General features: G+C 34.4%; 18 protein-coding genes. 10 read left to right on the top strand and 8 right to left on the bottom strand.

The window, feature by feature from the left end; translation table 11 throughout:
* The 6 genes from FWJ34_RS11285 to FWJ34_RS11310 all read left to right on the top strand — a co-directional run.
* On the top strand, positions 1-293 hold a 293-nt coding region (locus tag FWJ34_RS11285), incomplete at its 5' end, for a proton-translocating transhydrogenase family protein (RefSeq protein ID WP_308255420.1).
* A gap of 93 nt (positions 294-386) precedes the next feature.
* On the top strand, positions 387-1076 hold the full coding sequence (locus FWJ34_RS11290; protein WP_308255421.1) for a glutathione binding-like protein: 690 nt from the start codon (positions 387-389) through the stop codon (positions 1074-1076).
* Positions 1077-1087: 11 nt separating this feature from the next.
* Positions 1088-1303 (top strand): hypothetical protein, encoded by a 216-nt coding sequence (locus tag FWJ34_RS11295; RefSeq protein ID WP_308255422.1) that lies wholly within the window; start codon positions 1088-1090, stop codon positions 1301-1303.
* A gap of 11 nt (positions 1304-1314) precedes the next feature.
* Positions 1315-1734, top strand: a complete 420-nt coding sequence (locus FWJ34_RS11300) for a ferredoxin (protein WP_308255423.1) — start codon at positions 1315-1317, stop codon at positions 1732-1734.
* Positions 1735-1925: 191 nt separating this feature from the next.
* Complete coding sequence (gene ctpB, locus FWJ34_RS11305; protein WP_308255424.1) at positions 1926-3236, top strand: carboxyl-terminal processing protease CtpB; 1311 nt, start codon at positions 1926-1928, stop codon at positions 3234-3236.
* Between the two features lie 168 nt (positions 3237-3404).
* Positions 3405-4208 carry a hypothetical protein gene (locus tag FWJ34_RS11310; protein WP_308255425.1) on the top strand — a complete coding sequence of 268 codons (804 nt, stop codon included), beginning with the start codon at positions 3405-3407 and terminating at the stop codon, positions 4206-4208.
* A gap of 165 nt (positions 4209-4373) precedes the next feature.
* Here the strand turns inward: FWJ34_RS11310 and FWJ34_RS11315 are convergent, their stop codons facing one another.
* The 3 genes from FWJ34_RS11315 to ubiE all read right to left on the bottom strand — a co-directional run bounded on the left by FWJ34_RS11315 (position 4374) and on the right by ubiE (position 7117).
* The gene (locus FWJ34_RS11315) at positions 4374-4967 is read right to left on the bottom strand and encodes a hypothetical protein (protein ID WP_308255426.1); all 594 of its coding nucleotides are present in this window, start codon (positions 4965-4967) and stop codon (positions 4374-4376) included.
* 4 nt (positions 4968-4971) lie between these two features.
* Positions 4972-6207 (bottom strand): DUF445 family protein, encoded by a 1236-nt coding sequence (locus FWJ34_RS11320; RefSeq protein WP_308255427.1) that lies wholly within the window; start codon positions 6205-6207, stop codon positions 4972-4974.
* Positions 6208-6418: 211 nt separating this feature from the next.
* Positions 6419-7117, bottom strand: a complete 699-nt coding sequence (ubiE, locus tag FWJ34_RS11325) for a bifunctional demethylmenaquinone methyltransferase/2-methoxy-6-polyprenyl-1,4-benzoquinol methylase UbiE (RefSeq protein WP_308255428.1) — start codon at positions 7115-7117, stop codon at positions 6419-6421.
* 270 nt (positions 7118-7387) lie between these two features.
* Between ubiE and FWJ34_RS11330 the strand changes: the two genes are divergently transcribed.
* The gene (locus FWJ34_RS11330) at positions 7388-7609 is read left to right on the top strand and encodes a DUF4327 family protein (protein ID WP_308255429.1); all 222 of its coding nucleotides are present in this window, start codon (positions 7388-7390) and stop codon (positions 7607-7609) included.
* A gap of 69 nt (positions 7610-7678) precedes the next feature.
* Here FWJ34_RS11330 and FWJ34_RS11335 read toward each other — a convergent pair whose 3' ends face one another.
* Positions 7679-8278, bottom strand: coding sequence for a hypothetical protein (locus tag FWJ34_RS11335; RefSeq protein ID WP_308255430.1), 600 nt, complete (start codon positions 8276-8278; stop codon positions 7679-7681).
* 127 nt (positions 8279-8405) lie between these two features.
* Positions 8406-9581 carry a molybdopterin-synthase adenylyltransferase MoeB gene (gene moeB / locus FWJ34_RS11340; RefSeq protein ID WP_308255431.1) on the bottom strand — a complete coding sequence of 392 codons (1176 nt, stop codon included), beginning with the start codon at positions 9579-9581 and terminating at the stop codon, positions 8406-8408.
* A 299-nt stretch (positions 9582-9880) separates the two neighbouring features.
* Between moeB and speD the strand changes: the two genes are divergently transcribed.
* The 3 genes from speD to FWJ34_RS11355 all read left to right on the top strand — a co-directional run bounded on the left by speD (position 9881) and on the right by FWJ34_RS11355 (position 11590).
* Complete coding sequence (gene speD, locus FWJ34_RS11345; protein ID WP_308255432.1) at positions 9881-10294, top strand: adenosylmethionine decarboxylase; 414 nt, start codon at positions 9881-9883, stop codon at positions 10292-10294.
* Positions 10295-10629: 335 nt separating this feature from the next.
* The gene (locus tag FWJ34_RS11350; protein WP_308255433.1) at positions 10630-11142 is read left to right on the top strand and encodes a TIGR02652 family protein; all 513 of its coding nucleotides are present in this window, start codon (positions 10630-10632) and stop codon (positions 11140-11142) included.
* A gap of 16 nt (positions 11143-11158) precedes the next feature.
* Positions 11159-11590, top strand: a complete 432-nt coding sequence (locus FWJ34_RS11355) for a VOC family protein (RefSeq protein WP_308255437.1) — start codon at positions 11159-11161, stop codon at positions 11588-11590.
* A gap of 87 nt (positions 11591-11677) precedes the next feature.
* Here the strand turns inward: FWJ34_RS11355 and FWJ34_RS11360 are convergent, their stop codons facing one another.
* The 3 genes from FWJ34_RS11360 to FWJ34_RS11370 form a co-directional block, all read right to left on the bottom strand.
* Entirely contained in the window at positions 11678-14386 is a 2709-nt protein-coding gene (locus FWJ34_RS11360; RefSeq protein WP_308255434.1) for a bifunctional acetate--CoA ligase family protein/GNAT family N-acetyltransferase, read from the bottom strand.
* A 92-nt stretch (positions 14387-14478) separates the two neighbouring features.
* The gene (locus tag FWJ34_RS11365; protein WP_308255435.1) at positions 14479-15297 is read right to left on the bottom strand and encodes an Rpn family recombination-promoting nuclease/putative transposase; all 819 of its coding nucleotides are present in this window, start codon (positions 15295-15297) and stop codon (positions 14479-14481) included.
* Between the two features lie 79 nt (positions 15298-15376).
* A complete protein-coding gene (locus tag FWJ34_RS11370; RefSeq protein ID WP_308255436.1) occupies positions 15377-16576 on the bottom strand; it encodes a glutathione S-transferase family protein in 1200 nt (399 codons plus the stop codon).
* Positions 16577-16851: the final 275 nt, after the last annotated feature.

Raw genomic sequence — 16851 nt, forward strand, 5'->3', positions numbered from 1 at the left:
GTATTGGTATTGGTGCACCTGAATCTTTCTTGTCTCATTTTACTGTCTTTATTCTGGCCGTGTTTGTCGGTTGGCAAGTCATCTGGAATGTAACCCCTGCTTTACATACGCCGTTAATGAGTGTAACTAACGCCATCAGTGGCATTATTATTATTGGTGGAATGTTGCAGATTTCTGGTGAATCAGGCTCAATTACCAGTATATTAGGGGCGATCGCCATTTTAGTAGGCACAATTAACATTTCAGGAGGATTTTTGGTCACTCAAAGAATGTTAAAAATGTTTAGAAGATAATGAGGAATGAGGAATGAAGAATTTGTAGGGGTTGAACAGGGATTTTATTTATAGGGAAAAATAGAAATTGCTAAAGAATATAATTAAATTACCATGATTGAGCTTTATTATTGGACAACTCCTAATGGGCATAAAATCACCATCTTTTTAGAAGAAGCTGAACTAGATTACAAAATTATTCCCGTTAATATTGCCAAGGGAGAGCAGTTTCAACCTGATTTCCTGAAAATATCCCCTAATAATCGTATTCCTGCCATTATTGACAGTAATCCTGTCGATGGTGGACAACCCATTAGTTTATTTGAGTCAGGGGCAATATTACTTTATCTAGCCCAGAAAACGGGTAAGTTTATTTCTGCCGATACTCGACAATACGCTAAAACTTTAGAATGGTTATTCTGGCAAGTAGGCGGACTCAGCCCTATGGCAGGACAAAATCATCATTTCGGTTTATATGCTCCCGAAAAAATACCCTATGCCATCGATCGTTATGTCAAGGAAACCAATCGATTATACGGTGTGTTAAATAAACAGTTAGCAGGAAAGGATTATATTGTGGGAGAATATTCCATCGCTGATATGGCTTGTTATCCTTGGATTGTACCTTACCTCAATCAACAGCAGGACATAAAAGAATTTCCCCATTTAGAAGCGTGGTTTAAGCGCATAGGAGAAAGAGAAGGGGTGATTAGAGCATATCAACAAGCTGAACAGTTTAAAAACCAACCAACCGTTACCGAAGAAAGTAGAAATATCCTATTTGGACAAACTGCTCAAAGATAGTTTTATTCTCTTTGAAATTAAGAGTTGAAAATATTACCCCATTTGATATATCCCTTCGGGCGATCGCTGGGGCTAAAAAACGTTTTCCTAAGATTAAAGTTAATTATGTTGTTGCTAATTTATTCAATAGACTTTATCGGAAGGTAAATTATCTTGAAATAGAGCATACTTTAATCAGATTTTTTGTTTATCATAATGTAGAACCTTTTTTTTGCGATAATATTTAATTTTAAAAATAATGTTAAATCAATCAGATGAACTATTAACCACAGGATTTGAACCAGAATTAGGGGGAATTTGGCGAGATAACCCTGAAAGAAGCGGATTTGAGCCTGAATTAGGCGGTTTAGACCGAGAAAAAGGGGTTTATGTTGATGAAGCGATTTGTATTGGTTGTAAACATTGTGTTCACGTTGCTTCTAATACTTTTTATTTAGAAAATAATTACGGGCGATCAAGGGTTTATAATCAGGATGGTGATACAGAAGAAATTATCCAAGAAGCCATAGATACCTGCCCGGTTAATTGTATTTACTGGTTAGATTACACTGAAATAAAACAAAAAGAAGCGAATAGAAAATATGAAGATATACGTCCTTTAGGTTATCCTCAAATTCATAAAAAAACCCTTAAAACGAGGAAAACACAAGATACTTGAAAGGAGGAGAAGATCTCACTGTCTATCACTAGGAATATCTAATTTCTAATTCTGATCATTATCATTGTTAAATCGGCTTTTTACTTACTACAATATAGATAATGACTTAATCTGTTAAAGCTATCAATCAGAAATTCTCAAGACAGGTTGAGACAGGAAAATATCGAGAATTATTGACTTACCCCAGATTTATGAATCAGTCAGCAAAAAAAACCACGCAAATGCCTCTTTTGAAATCAGTTTTAGCAACTTTAGCTACCGGCGGTTTACTCACTTTTTTTACGCCTCCCTTCGCTCATGCTGAAATGACTGATAGCCCTAAAATGGTAGTAGATGAAGTTTGGCAAATAGTAAATAACGAATTTGTCGATCACAATTTTAATCAAGTTAATTGGCAAAACAAACGAGAAGAACTTTTAAAGCAGAATTATCTTAATAAGAAACAGGCTTATCGTGCCATCAATCAAGCCTTGAAAGAATTAGGCGATCCTTATACTCGTTTTCTGCCTCCCGAACAATTTGAAATGCTTACTAATCAAACATCAGGGGAAGTATCAGGGGTTGGTATTCGCATTGCCATTGATCCTCGTACTCAAGATTTATATATAATCGATGCTATTAAAAAATCTCCTGCCGCCGAAGCAGGTTTAGAAAGAGGCGATCGCATTGTCAGAATTGACGGCAAACCGACAGCATTAATGAATTTAGATCAAGCGTCAGAAGCCTTAAAAGGAGAATTAGGTACACAAGTAAGTATTGAAATTTCGAGAGAAAAAAAACCAGCATTTGAAGTTAAAATTACCCGTAGTCAAATTGAAGTTCCTTCCGTTGATTTCAGTTTGAAAAAAGAAGGAGAATTAAATGTTGGCTATATCAAATTAGATGAATTTAGTTCTCTAGCGGCAGAACAAATGAAACAAGCTATTAGTGAACTAAAAAAACAAAAAGCCTCAGCTTTCGTTTTAGATTTAAGAGGCAATCCGGGAGGATTATTATTTGCCAGTGTTGATATTGCCAGAATGTGGATGTCTCAGGGAGAAATTGTCGATATTGTTGATCGCCGTGGCGGACATCGTACTTATCAAGCCAATAACTCTGCCATGACTGATTTACCCTTAGTTGTCTTAGTTGATGGCAATTCTGCTAGTGCCAGTGAAATTTTAACAGGTGCTTTAAAAGAAAATAAACGAGCAACTATTGTTGGTACAACAACTTTTGGGAAAGGTCTGGTACAATCTGTTCATTCTTTATCCGATGGTTCAGGATTAGCGGTGACAATTTCTCGTTATTATCCTCCTAGTGGTATGAATATCAATAAAAAAGGTATTGCACCAGATATTGTTCAAGATATAAGTCGAGAACAAGAATTTCTTTTTAGTCAAAATCCATCTTTATTAGCTACTAAAGCCGATCCTCAATATTCGAAAGCAGTAACAATACTTAAAACAAAAAGTAATATAGTTACTGAAACTTCTACTAATTCCACGAGGCTTTTACATTAAATTTCTTTTCAAAGTCAGCCATGAAGAATAGTCATTCTGGCAATAGTGATCAAAGTGGGCAACAATTAAATTTTGAATTTTAAGTGGTTTTCAATTATAATTGTCAAGTATTTAGACAAAATCAACAAGATTCATTGTCTTTTATTATTAATATAACCACTTAACACTATGACTGGAAAAGTAATAGATAGTGGTGCTAACAGTATCCTTTTAGTGTTACTGCCCCTAGCGTTAATCACCATGGTAGTCTTTGTTTTTTGGCCTTTACTTGTGGGAATTTTTTTCTTCACCTTAGGCTATAAATTATGGCAAAGATACCGTTTTAAACAACTATCTGAACAAGTCGATCCTTTTTTTAATCAATTAATCCAAGTACATCAAGGTTGTATAACGGTAGTAGATCTTACCAATAAAACCAACCTAAGTGCTAATACTGCCCGTTGGTATTTAGAAGAAAAAACCCAAGAATATGGCGCCGTTAAACGATTATATGAAGATAAAGGGATTGTTTATTATTTCTTGACGGCTAACGCATTAGGTAGTATATTTGACGATAGTGAGCCCGATGACGATACTGACTTAGCACCTGAATCTAATTTAAGCACTTCATTTTCTAACCCGACAACCGTTGTTGAATCTCCATCCCCAGAAGTTAAATCTTTAACTGATACCCCAGAACTTAGTCAGACTTTTACAACTACAGTAATTCCTCCACAACCAAGTCAATCTGTTTTTTCCAACTCTCCTTTGCCCCCCAATATAGAAGAAACCGATGACTCTCCTCCTACAGTAGAAACTTTAAATAATGCTGTAACTCAGAGTGAATTAGCAAAACGTTTAGAAGTTCATCCTAGCACGGTAGGTAAACGTAAATCAGAAGCTGATTTTTCCCTTTGGAGTCAAAGTCGAGATCCTGAAGGAATATCATGGAAGTATGTAGAAGAAACTAAGTTATTTATCCCAGATTCTTAAAAATATCTTTTAATTTCCTGATTCTAAACCAGCGATCGCCAAAATATCACAGTCCTCTTAACGGGGACTTTTTTTTAGTGATACAGTTTTTTAAGACAATCAAAATAGAAAGGCAAGATTATTTTAAACTTAATGGAACTTTTGACAGTTAAAGTAATATTGTACTTACCACGCTTGAGGTTTAAATTCAGTACTATTAACAATTTTCATAGTATCGCCGCTTTGAGCTAAGACAAATAACCCTTTACCATAAGCATAATGTGCTACTTGATCGCTAACAACCATAGCCGCTACTGCACCAAATGCCCTCATATTTTGATAACGAGGCATAAATTTTTTAAACTTACTTAAACGCTCTAAATGTTCGTCCACATCCCTTTGACTTAATTTACTTTTTACCTCCACTAAAACTACGTCAGTATCATTAACTACTAATAAATCAATTTCTAAACCACCATCGATGCGTTTAACAGAAACATCAGATTGTAACTCATGAACATCTATACCTCTTGAGCGAAATAACTCCACCGCACAAGGGCGCACTTGCCATTCCACAAATTCCCCTAAACGATTACCTAATTTACCAATTTGTTCGTTAACTTGCTTGATTTGGCGATCCGTTTTTTGGGATTGTTCTTTTAAGATACGCTCTGTTTCTTGAAAACGTCTTTCTGTTTCTTGAAAACGTCTTTCTGTTTCTTTTTGAGCGTTTGCTAATTCGGCTAATAATTGCCAAACATCATCAGCAGTAGTTGTCATAAATTTAAGTTATGATTAAAATAACACTTTGAATTAAACCAATAATTAAACCTAAAATACCACCTAAATTAACAATAGCTTGTAGCTCACTTTTAACAATACTTTGAGTTGCTTCTTCTAAATGTTCAGGAGTGGTGGCTTTTATTCTTTCAATTATAACTTGATCAATGGATAAAATAGGAATAGCTTGAGCAACAATTTTTTCTAAATCTTCTTCTAAATAACGCTCTAAAATTAAGGCTAATTCTTCACTAACTAACCCTAAAGAATTGTTAACAACAGTGGAGGCTTGTAAACGATTAATAATTAAAATTGATACCTTATCCCAATCAATAGATAACCCAAATTCATGTAAAAAATCTGCTCCTTTTTCTTGAATATAATCCCTGACAGCTTTATTCGTTGTTTGTCTTAATTGTTTAACGGTAGCAACGGGTAAATTTTGTAAAGAAAACTGCAAAAAAAACTCTTTTAATCTATTTCTAATTTCTAAAGATAAAAGTAATTCTTTAATGCGTAAATTAGCCATATCTTTTTCATCTAAACAGAAAGTTCGTAAACGATTTAAAGCATTTTTTACTCCGAATAAATTTGCTACAACCCAATAAGTACCGCTTGTTTTTTCCCTGAAACCTTCATCAATAACACTAATATTTCTATCCGTCAAAAAATTAACTAAGGCTTGACGTAATAAATCAGGTGCAAAAATAACTTGTAATAACCAATCAGATAATTGTCTAGCTTGAATTTCTGTTAACTTAAACTCTAATAAAACCCGGTCAAAAATTTGATCAATTTGGCTAGATAAAAAATCATCTTTTCGGGCTAAAATTTTTAATAACTTTGGTAAAGCATCTCCGAATAAATCTCTTAAAATATCTGCTAAAATTTTTGCTGATTTTTGTTCTTTATCATCTTTTATTTGCTTTAATGTTAACTGTAACAACCATAAAATTGCTCCTTCAACTCTCTCTTTTTGCAGTAGCCTTTTTGCTAATTTTTGCAACTCTTCAGGAGTTAATAAAGAGTTCATAATTGTATCAGAAACTCTTTTTGCTAATCTCTCTTGATTTCTAGGAATTAACCCCGGAGTAAAAGGTAATTGTTTTCGGAAGAAAAATAAAGGTTGATAAGGACGAAATAGCATTTTAATGGCTAAATCATTAGTAAAATATCCTATAACTGAACCAGCCACAGGAGGAAGTGCAATTTGCCACCAATTATAAAATTCTAAAGGCATTATTACTAACTAATTAATTTTAAATTTACAAGTTTTTTGTTAATCAACTATTAAAATTAACATGGATTATTGGTCAAAAAAATTTTTGAATTAATAAATTATCGTTTGAAGTTTATTATTAATAATATTTGATTAGACACTGAGTAAAATTATCAATTATTCTGATTATGACCATTGCTTATGAACCATTAATCTAACTTTTTAAACAAGTCTATTTAGTTAAGACTAAAACTCCCATTATACCACCAAATAAAGGATAATGGATTCCTTGAGAAAAACCAGCATTTAAACCTAATTGAATTTGAGTTTCACCATTAGGAAAACGCTCTAAACTAGGATAAATATAAGCATATTCTGAAGGAGTACCTAACAAATCGGCAATTGTAACAACTATCTTATCTAAATACCATTTTTGACCATTAGCAACCCAATTATCTGAAGGCTTATGAAAGTCTAAAATAGCCACTTTACTATTAGGTTTTAAAACCCGTTGAATTTCTTGTAAACAAGCGGAAATATTAGTAACATTTCTTAATCCATAACCCATAGTAGCACAATCAAAATAATTATTATCAAAAGGCAAACTCAAAACATCAGCTTCTAACCATTGAATCTCGCTATTTAAAGACTTAAAAGGTTGTTTTTTTTGAGCCTTAGCTAATAATTGAGAAGAAAAATCAACGCCGATAACCTTACCTTTTACCAGTTGTTTTGCCATTAAAAAAGTTAAGTCACCAGTCCCACAACATAAATCCAACGCAGTATTATAGGGTTGCGGATTACTCCATTTTACTGTCATCAACTTCCAAACACGATGAATACCAAAACTTAACCAATCATTCATTTGATCATAAATTGGTGCAATATCATTAAAAAGAGTTTGAACATCTTGGGAATTAGGAGGAGTCATTTTTAATAATTGATAAAAAGTAGGGTGGGCTTAGCCCACAAATCAACAAAAATAGGAATTTAAAAATATGATGGCAAAAAAATTGATTATATGGTAAGTTAAATATAAGCAGCGATTTTCTATTCAAAGTTGCTTATCATCAATATTGGCTACAAAGCAATAGTCACGAGATTTATCAGAATCAGCACATAAACGGCTATTCTCGTGAAGGCTTGAGCAAATAGTTAACCAATAGTCATTATAACAGTATTAGTAACAGCAAAAAACTTTATGCAACCTAAGCAAGTCATTCACCCAATGGTGAAATTGCAACAAAAAGTATCTTCTCTCGTCAACTCAAAAATTATTCAACCCCACGATAACATCGGTAAAATTGCCTTATTATTTGGGGATGAATGGAAGTTTCTCAAGTCCGAATTATTAGCTTTCGGCTTTTCAATGCAAGATCCTGTTCGTGATCTAATTGTCGTTGATAAGTGGGATGAGGAATAATTAGGTATTAGGTATTAGGTATTAGGTATTAGATATTAAGCACTCGACTCATTTAACTTACATTAAAGTTTATTGATAAGAAGGAAACAAATCTCTAGGGAAATCTTCTGCACTCAGACAAGTTTCCATTGCTTTAGTGGGATTAGCTACTGATGGAGTACGAGACAAAGCAACTACACACTCTGAATGTCTAGCAGGTAAAAGACTAGCCTGACAAGTTTTTAACGCCATCATAACAGGAGATATTTGAGCTGTTGTTGATGTTGTCTCCTCTTCCATAGGAGTAAATTGATTTGTTTCTGTGGTAGTTTCTGTTTCTTTTTTGACAGTATTAGTTTTGGTGGCCGCTGTTAAAATGCTATTCTTGTTAATGTTAACAACACAGTTACCCATATCTAACGGTCGTCTTACTTGATAACAACTTTTAAGTGCATCAATAGCTTTTATCTCTGTGTTAGTACTAATGTTACGGACACAGGTAGATAATTCCCTAGGCACTAAAGCATCTGCACAGCCTGTTTGTGCTTGTTTTACATCTACCCCTGCGGAGGTTAATTCTTGAAGGCAAACATCAAATTGATTATTTGCTTTAGCTATAGGGGGAAAAATAAACGTAAATAGAGACGGGGTAACAAGAATTAGGGTTGTTAATTTATAAATGCTTTTCATGATCAAAAATAATTATTGATTAAAACTATATCTTAAATAATAGCCACTAATTGAAGTTGATCGAGTTGATTCTTTTAATGACGGAGAATATTTATTCAATCTTGTTAATTGTTAACTGCCAATTATTTTAGTATTCTGGCACAGAAGAATCGACTTCTTTACTCCAGGCAGTGATACCACCTTTGACGTTAATACCTTGAATTCCAGCTTGTTTAAGGATTTGTAACGCTTTGGCTGAACGTCCTCCCATCTTACAATGAGCTATTAAACGTGTTTTGTTTTTGACTAATTCTTTAACTTTTGCTATTCCATCACCGTCTTCGATGTCTGGTAAAGGAATTAATACAGCATTAGGAATTTTAGCAATTTGGTATTCGTTAGGATTACGCACGTCAATTAAGGCATAATCATCAGCATCACTGTCTAGTAAGGTTTTTAACTCTGTAACAGTTATTTCTTGTAACTCACTTTCAGTTTTAGCCGCTTCGGCGTTAGCTTGAGGAATACCGCAAAATTGCTCATAATCGATTAATTTTTCAATCACCGGGCGCACAGGATTAGGTCGTAAACGTAATTCACGAAATTTCATATCCCATGCGTTAAATAACAATAAACGCCCACTAAGAGTATTTTTGGCCCCTAAAATTATCTTAATGGTTTCGGTAGCTTGAATGGTACCAATGATACCGGGTAGTACTCCTAAAACCCCTCCTTCGGCACAAGAAGGCACCATACCCGGCGGTGGTGGCTCAGGATATAAGTCACGATAATTCGGACCACCTTCATAGTTAAAAACCGTTGCTTGTCCTTCAAAACGGAAGATTGAGCCGTAAACGTTAGGCTTATTAGACAATACACAAGCGTCATTAACAAGGTAGCGAGTAGGAAAATTATCTGTACCATCGATGACTATATCATAGGGGGCAATAATGTCTAAGGCATTTTCTGCACTTAAACGAGTTTCGTATAAATCCACTTGACAAGCCGGGTTTATCTCTAAAATTCGATGTTTGGCAGACTCAATTTTTGGTTTGCCTACCCAAGATGTCCCATGAATGATTTGTCGTTGTAAGTTAGAAGTATCGACAATATCAAAGTCAACAATGCCTATTCTCCCAATACCAGAGGCGGCTAAATAGAGAATCAAGGGCGATCCTAATCCCCCCGTACCAATACAGAGTACACTAGCCGCTTTAATACGTTTTTGCCCCTCTAAACCCACTTCCGGCAAAATAATATGTCTAGCGTAGCGCTCATACTCGTCTTTATTCAGTTGTATGGCTTCTAAATCAGGATTGAGCATTTTATCTTTGTTGTTGATCAGAAATAAATTTCTGTTTTTGTTCGTGACTTACTATTTTAGCAAAGACAAAACAATAAAGAAATATTCTCCCTCAACTGTTGACAAATATCAAGTAAATTGTATATGATGGTTGTTTGGATGATTTTTTTCTTTACTTTATCTTAACCTTACTATGAACACTCAAGTTTTATTACAACTCAAGAAGAAACATAAACTAGGTTTTGGATGAGCCGATGAAGAAAATCTGTTAAAATCAATTGTCCCTTTTAGCAAACACAGTATGGAGTGAGTTGACAAGAATGAACAAAGTGGGTACACATTTAGTGGTAGATGCTTGGCAAGCACCGGCAGATCTTTTAAATAATCCAGAAAGAATCCGTCAAGGCTTGTTAGATGCTATTAAGGCGGGAAAAGCTACTTTAATAGATATGTGTGTACACCAATTTAGTCCCCATGGGGTAACAGCTACCGTTACTTTAGCGGAATCTCATATTGCAATTCATACTTGGCCTGAATATGGTTATTTTGCCGCAGATTTATTTTTCTGTGGTGCAGGACAACCTAAAGAAGCCATGAAAGTATTACAAGTTGCACTCGAAGCTAAACAGGCAACCATGAGAGAAATTGATCGAGGTTTTCCTGAAGCGTTTGTACATCAATATACTACTACTATGAGAGAGGAGTTTATTCCTACTTTACAAGGAGTGGCTTAGTACTAGAGACTTGTGTTACCCTCAAATACTTTTAGTGTTCTTTAAAAAACCTTATCATCTTTTTATGATCTTTAATTTCGAGAACCATCCCATTTTGAGCGGTATTGAATCAGCAATTAGACATAAATAGAATCTTGTTTATTATGTTTATGTCTAATTCAGGAATTGAATAATTAAATATTTTTGACTTCAATCATTTTCAGGCGATCGCTACAGCTAAAGTAAATGAAATAACAAAAGTGATAAAAGTCAGAACTAAAATAGTTACACATGAGTTTGATGCTTTTTTGGAGAAGAGAACTATAATTAAAAACAAACTTTGCTAAGGATAAATTATGACTGATGTAAACTTTCAATATCCTATTTTTGGACCTGAAATTAAATGCCCTCATTGTCGTCAAACCATAGAAGCATTAACTCTTACAGATACTTATTTATGTCCTCGTCATGGTGCTTTTGAAGCTGATCCTAATACAAAAGTTCTAGTACATTTGCAATCAGATCGACATTGGCGATTATGGGAAGATAAATGGTATCGTCAACATACTCATCCTGATGGTATTAGATTTGAAATCCATGAGGCTTTAGATCGTCTTTATACAGAAGGTTATCGTGCCATAAAAGTAACTATTGCTGAACGTTATTATTCTTTAATTAGTTCTTATTTGGAAAAAAGTAATAATTGGCAAGGAGATCAACCAGAAAGTAAGATTTATAAATTATATGGTTTACCAGTAGAGTTTAGCGGGAAATCTTCTGATGAACCTTGTTGGGAGATTGTTAATTTTATTTTAGAAAAAGAAAAAGGTGCACCTTCTCGTTATCCTTATTTTCGTTTATTTGAATAAGTCAATACTGGTCATGATACATCATTTTGCTATTCGGACAGCGGACATAATCAAAGCGATCGCATTTTATGAACTATTAGGATTTACCGTTAAAGAAAGATTTACCGCAGGTTATACTTTAGCCTGTTGGTTAGAAGGATTAGGGGGAAGATTAGAATTAATGCAAATACCCGAACCAAAACCAGCTCCTGATAGCTTTTATGATGAACATTATGTTGGTTATTATCATCTTTCCTTAGACATTACCCATGAGGGAGTTAATTTACCAACATGGTTACGGCAACTAGAACATAAGTTTCACGAAGCCAATTTAGAAAATCCTTCCGTTGTCTCTTCTTTAAAGATATTATTACCATCGCAACAACAGATGATAGGAGATAATGTTTATGAAGTCGCTTTTATTGCTGATATAGATAATTTACCCATTGAGTTAATTAGAGTCTGCTGAATAAATGCTTTGATGAGAATAGTTAATAATTATGGAATAGGCATCTTGCCTGTTAATTCCTCATTCCTCATTCCTCATTCCCCATTCCTAATTATAATAAATTGCTCTTACTAAATCAGTACTTTTCTCTAGTTTAAAGCCTAATTTTAAGCATAAATTTTGCATTCCTTGATTATCAGGTAAAATATCGGCAATTATTGTCTTAATACCTTCTTTTTCGGCTATTTTAATTAAATTTTGCCCTAATAATGTGCCTACTCCTTGTTTTTGATGATTATCTTTGACTAATAATCCTAATTCAGCTTGTTCTGTATTACCATGTACCCTACTTAGACGGGCGATCGCCAAAATTTCTTTTTGCTGGGTGTCAGGATGAGTATAACTAACTACTAAAGCAATTTCTTGATCATAATCGATAAAGCAAATTCGAGTAAGTCTTTCATGAGAAATCAAGGATTGATAACTAATAGAGTGGAAAAAGCGTAAATAAACACTTTGTTGAGATAACTCTTGACAAAAAGAGGCGACTTGTGGTTCATCTTCAGGGCGAATTGGGCGAATTTTAATTTCTTTACCATCAGCTAATTGTGCTAAGGAGATGTATTGATTAGGATAAGGGCGAATAGCAGGAAGAATAATGTCTTTTTTCTCAGTATCAGAAGGATATAATAACACCCGTGCATCTAAGGCAATTAAGTTATTTTCCCCTGCTAATAAAGGATTAATGTCAATTTCCTTAATTAAAGGTTGTTCGATGACTAATTGACTAAATAATACTAAAATCTGCTCTAATTGAGCCAAATCTACAGGTTTTCTACCTCTAACTCCTTTTAACGCCTGATAGATTTTGGTTTGCTCCATCATACGCTTGGCTAAGGTACTATTTAAAGGAGGTAATCCTAAAGCCTGATCTTGATATACTTCTACTAATTGTCCACCAGTACCAAATAATAACACAGGACCAAATTGAGGATCAACGGTGCTACCTAAAATTAATTCATAACCTTCAAGGTTAACCATCGGTTGAATTGTTACCCCTAAAAAGTCACCATCACGAACACCTTTTTGAATAGCAAGAAAAGCTTGTTTTATATCCTCTTGGCTAGTTAAATTTAACCTAACTCCTCCCACATCTGTTTTATGGGTAATAGTTTCAGAGTGCAATTTCATCACCACAGGATAACCAATATTTTCCGCCGATTCGATGGCTTTTTCTGCGGTTTGAGCAATAATAGTTGTTACCGTAGGGATACCATAAGCCTGTAATAACTGTTTTGATTCGTATTCCGTTAATAAAGTCCGGTTAGTTTGATGGGCCTGGGCAATAATTTGAGTAGCCAAATCGGAATTAATGAGATTATTTGCCCTAGAAAAACTAGGAATTTCGTATAAACCCTTAAGATTATAACTATAACGCCCCATGAGATTAAATAACCTTGCCGCATCATCAGGATAAGGTTGGGTATAAATTTTGGCACGATTAAGAATTTCGACACCAGTAGCGACACCACTGCCTCCCATCCAACTAGCCAACACTGGTTTATCAGTAATTTTGCCCGTGATTTTCGTCAATTCTTCTGCCGTCTTCGTGGGATCCGTCATGTCTTGAGGAGTTAAAATAACTAATAATCCATCACTATTGTCATCTTTGGCTGCAATTTCTAAAGCCTGTGCATACCTTTGAGGATTCGCATCTCCTAAAATATCAATGGGGTTGCTATGACTCCAATGACTAGGTAAAATCTCATTTAACTTTTCAATGGTGGTTTCACTAAGAGAAGCCAATTCCCCTTTTCCCCAAGTTAGCGCATCAGTGGCTAAAACACCAGGTCCTCCAGCATTGGTAAGAATAGTTAAACGTCTTCCTTTGGGGCGAGGTTGTTTCGCTAATAAATCCGCCATGTTAAACACTTCTTTGATTGTATCCACCTGTAAAACACCACAACGACGAAATGCAGCAGCCAAGACTTTATCACTGCTACTTAATGCCCCTGTGTGAGATGCAGCAGCTTTAGCGGCTTCTTCTGTGCGTCCACCTTTAATGACAATAATTGGCTTTGATAAGGCTACTTCCCTAGCGGCGGAAATAAAAGATCGAGCATCACCGATAGATTCCATATAGATGACAATACTTTTAGTTAAAGGATCATCACCAAAATAATAGATCAAATCTCCCCAATTTACATCTAACATTGAACCAACGGAAATAAAACCGCTAAAACCAAGATTTTCCTTCAAACTCCAATCGAGAATCGAAGTACAAAAAGCACCACTTTGACTGATAAAAGCTACATTACCAGTTTTAGCACTTGTACTAGCAAAACTAGCATTTAAACCACTAGGAGGACACATTAAACCTAAGCAATTAGGACCAATTATGCGTAAATTGCCTTTTCTTGCCTCTGTTAGGACTTCTTGTTCTAATTTAATCCCTTTTACCCCAATCTCTTTAAATCCTGCGGAAATAATAATCGCTCCTTTAACTTTTGCAGCGACACACTCCCTAATAATATTTGGCACTGTCATCGCTGGTGTGGCAATTACGGCTAAGTCGATAGCTTCTGGTAACTCTTTAATGCTACTATAAGCTCGAATACCGAGAACATTTTTACGTTTAGGATTAATGGGAAAAACCGTGCCACCAAAGGGATGACTAATCAAATTCCAGAGTAAAGTGCGCCCGACACTACCTTCTTTTTCTGAAGCACCAATCAAAGCAACGGATTTAGGTGCAAACATAAAATCAAGAGGATTGTAATTATACCTCATGATGTCATGAACTTTGTCAGTAGTCATAATTATGTCTTTTTTAATAAATATTTAATGCTGTTGAATAAGTAAATTTTTCTTTCACAAAATGTAAAAGTTTCAATTCAAGATTTTAATCATTACTCAAGATGATTTTCTGACGCTTTTTTAACGGCTTCTTTTACCATATCTAAAGGTAAATTTAGACGATTAGCAATTTTTTCTACAGATATTCCTAACTCAATTAATAAAGGTATTGTTTCTAATTTACCTTTTAATTCGCCTTTCAATTCGCCTTTTTTTTCCGCTTCGGCAGCGACATCCTGAAAGTAACGAGTTTGTTTTAAATCTTCAAATGTAAACATGGCTTCAATTTCCTCCCTTGTCATATTGTTTAATTTATAAACTAAAACTGTTTCAATTAATTGTAAAATTTGAGTTTGATTAACTTTAAAAGTTTCATCTACTCTCATTTTACTCACTGTTTTCTTCGCTTTACTAATAGCTTCGCTCTCCTTACTCATAATCAAGGAAATAATCTCTAAGGCTATGGATGAGTTTTCCTCTGTCTCTAATTCATCTAAGTAAAAAATGTGTATTTGTTCATTACTTACTAGATTACGATAAGCAAAAGGGATACCAGTATCTAATTTTCGATTAGCAAATAAGGCGAGACAATGCCAATCATTTAACGGTTGATATTGCCCTAAATATACCATTATTTCTGTAATGAAACGCCACCAAAAATCACCTTTTTCTTGAAATTGTACTTCCACAAAATAAATAGGTTTATTCCTATCATTTTCTGGCGGTAAAAAAATACCATCAAAACGTCTTGCTAATTCCTTTACTTCCCTTGAGGAAAATTGATAACCTTCTACTGGTGATTGTTTTAATAACTCAAATAGAAGGTTAGGAAATGTTAAAAATAACTGATAGAAAATTGTGTCTGTTCTCATCTTTATTCGTTATAGTTAATCATTAATTAACATAATTTTCTGACGCTTTTTCCACAGATATTCCTGACTCAATTAATTGTTAGATAAAATTAAGGGGATTTTGATCTCGTCTGTGACGTATAGTTATAGGCTCAGGTTGTTTGTTACTATCTAAACTAGCAGTAAATTCTAAAGCTGTACGCAATCTTTTACTAGCATAAATTGACATATCACGAGGTACACTAATTCTATCTCGTAAATATCGTAAAGCGATGGCAGAATTAGACGGAGGAATACAAATTTCCCCAGTTATCATGTTAGTTAAAGCACAACGTAACGCTTCATCGAATAATTGGTTATCGGCAGGGTTAACTTTAATTATATTTTGACGGTGTTTTAAAACTCGATATAATGCTTCTTGACGAGAATTTTCTGGTTCAGGATAAGTAACATCTGGTAAACTAAACCAATCCCCTTCATCTACTCGTTTTTGATTAATTTTAGCTTCATCTGTGCCGTTTTCATAACATCCACCCATTTGAGGCGGTAAATCGTGAGCGTGGGTATGAAAGTCACTTTGCGTACCTCTATAAGTCGGGCGAGTTTCCATTCCGTCAAACCATCGAGAAAAATAAGGGTTTTCTTCCCGTAATGAGTAACCTTTATAATAGTAAAGACTGGCATTCATACGCTCAACGTAGGGTATAAAAATGACATCGACGACAGAAAAATCATCTAAAAAATAAGGGCTATCAGTAAGAGTTAAGGCTGACTCTACTTGCCTAACCACTTCGATAAACTGCCTACGGGTATTATCTTCTTGCATTTTAAATATTGTCGGATAACAAAGCCAACCACACCACGCCCGAAATAATAATCTTTCTAATTTCCGCAAAGGTATAACTTTAGGGTGTTGCATTCCTAATCCTAAAACTCCAAAGGCATTTTCTAAGGCTAATAAAATATCGTCACTTTCGCTGATAATTTTCCCGTCTAATTCTAAAGCAGGTAACATTCCTGATGGTACTTTTTCTTTATACCAAGTTTCTTTCTCACCATAACAAAACATGGTTACTTTTTTGATACGGTAGGGAATTTGTTTTTCTTCTAACCATAGCCACACCTTTTGACAATATGGACACCATGCGTGATGATCTCTATATAAAGTGACTCTGACATTTTCTTCTGATTGATTGAATAGTCTAAGAAGTGCTTGTGAATTTGTCACTCCATTAACGTTATCTATGGAATAATCAGTCAGTTTTTCTAATTCTTGCCACGAAAAGGGAGTACTTACCATAATAATCAGAATGAATTATAAAATTATTAATAAGTAATAAGTTGAAGAATTGAGGTTAACTAAATCACATCATTAATTCACTCAAATTATTTACTCATTGTAATCACAATTTTAAGGTTAATTGCTATAGTAATCCTACTAATATTATAATCATTAGAATAATATAATCTAATTATTTATGTCCTCTATTGCCGTTGTAACTATTGGTAGAAATGAAGGCGATCGCCTCGTAAATGGTTTACAATCATTAAAAAGAGAATTGCCAAAAAATGTGC

The sequence above is a fragment of the Geminocystis sp. GBBB08 genome (assembly GCF_016743215.1).
Classification (GTDB): Bacteria; Cyanobacteriota; Cyanobacteriia; order Cyanobacteriales; family Cyanobacteriaceae; genus Geminocystis.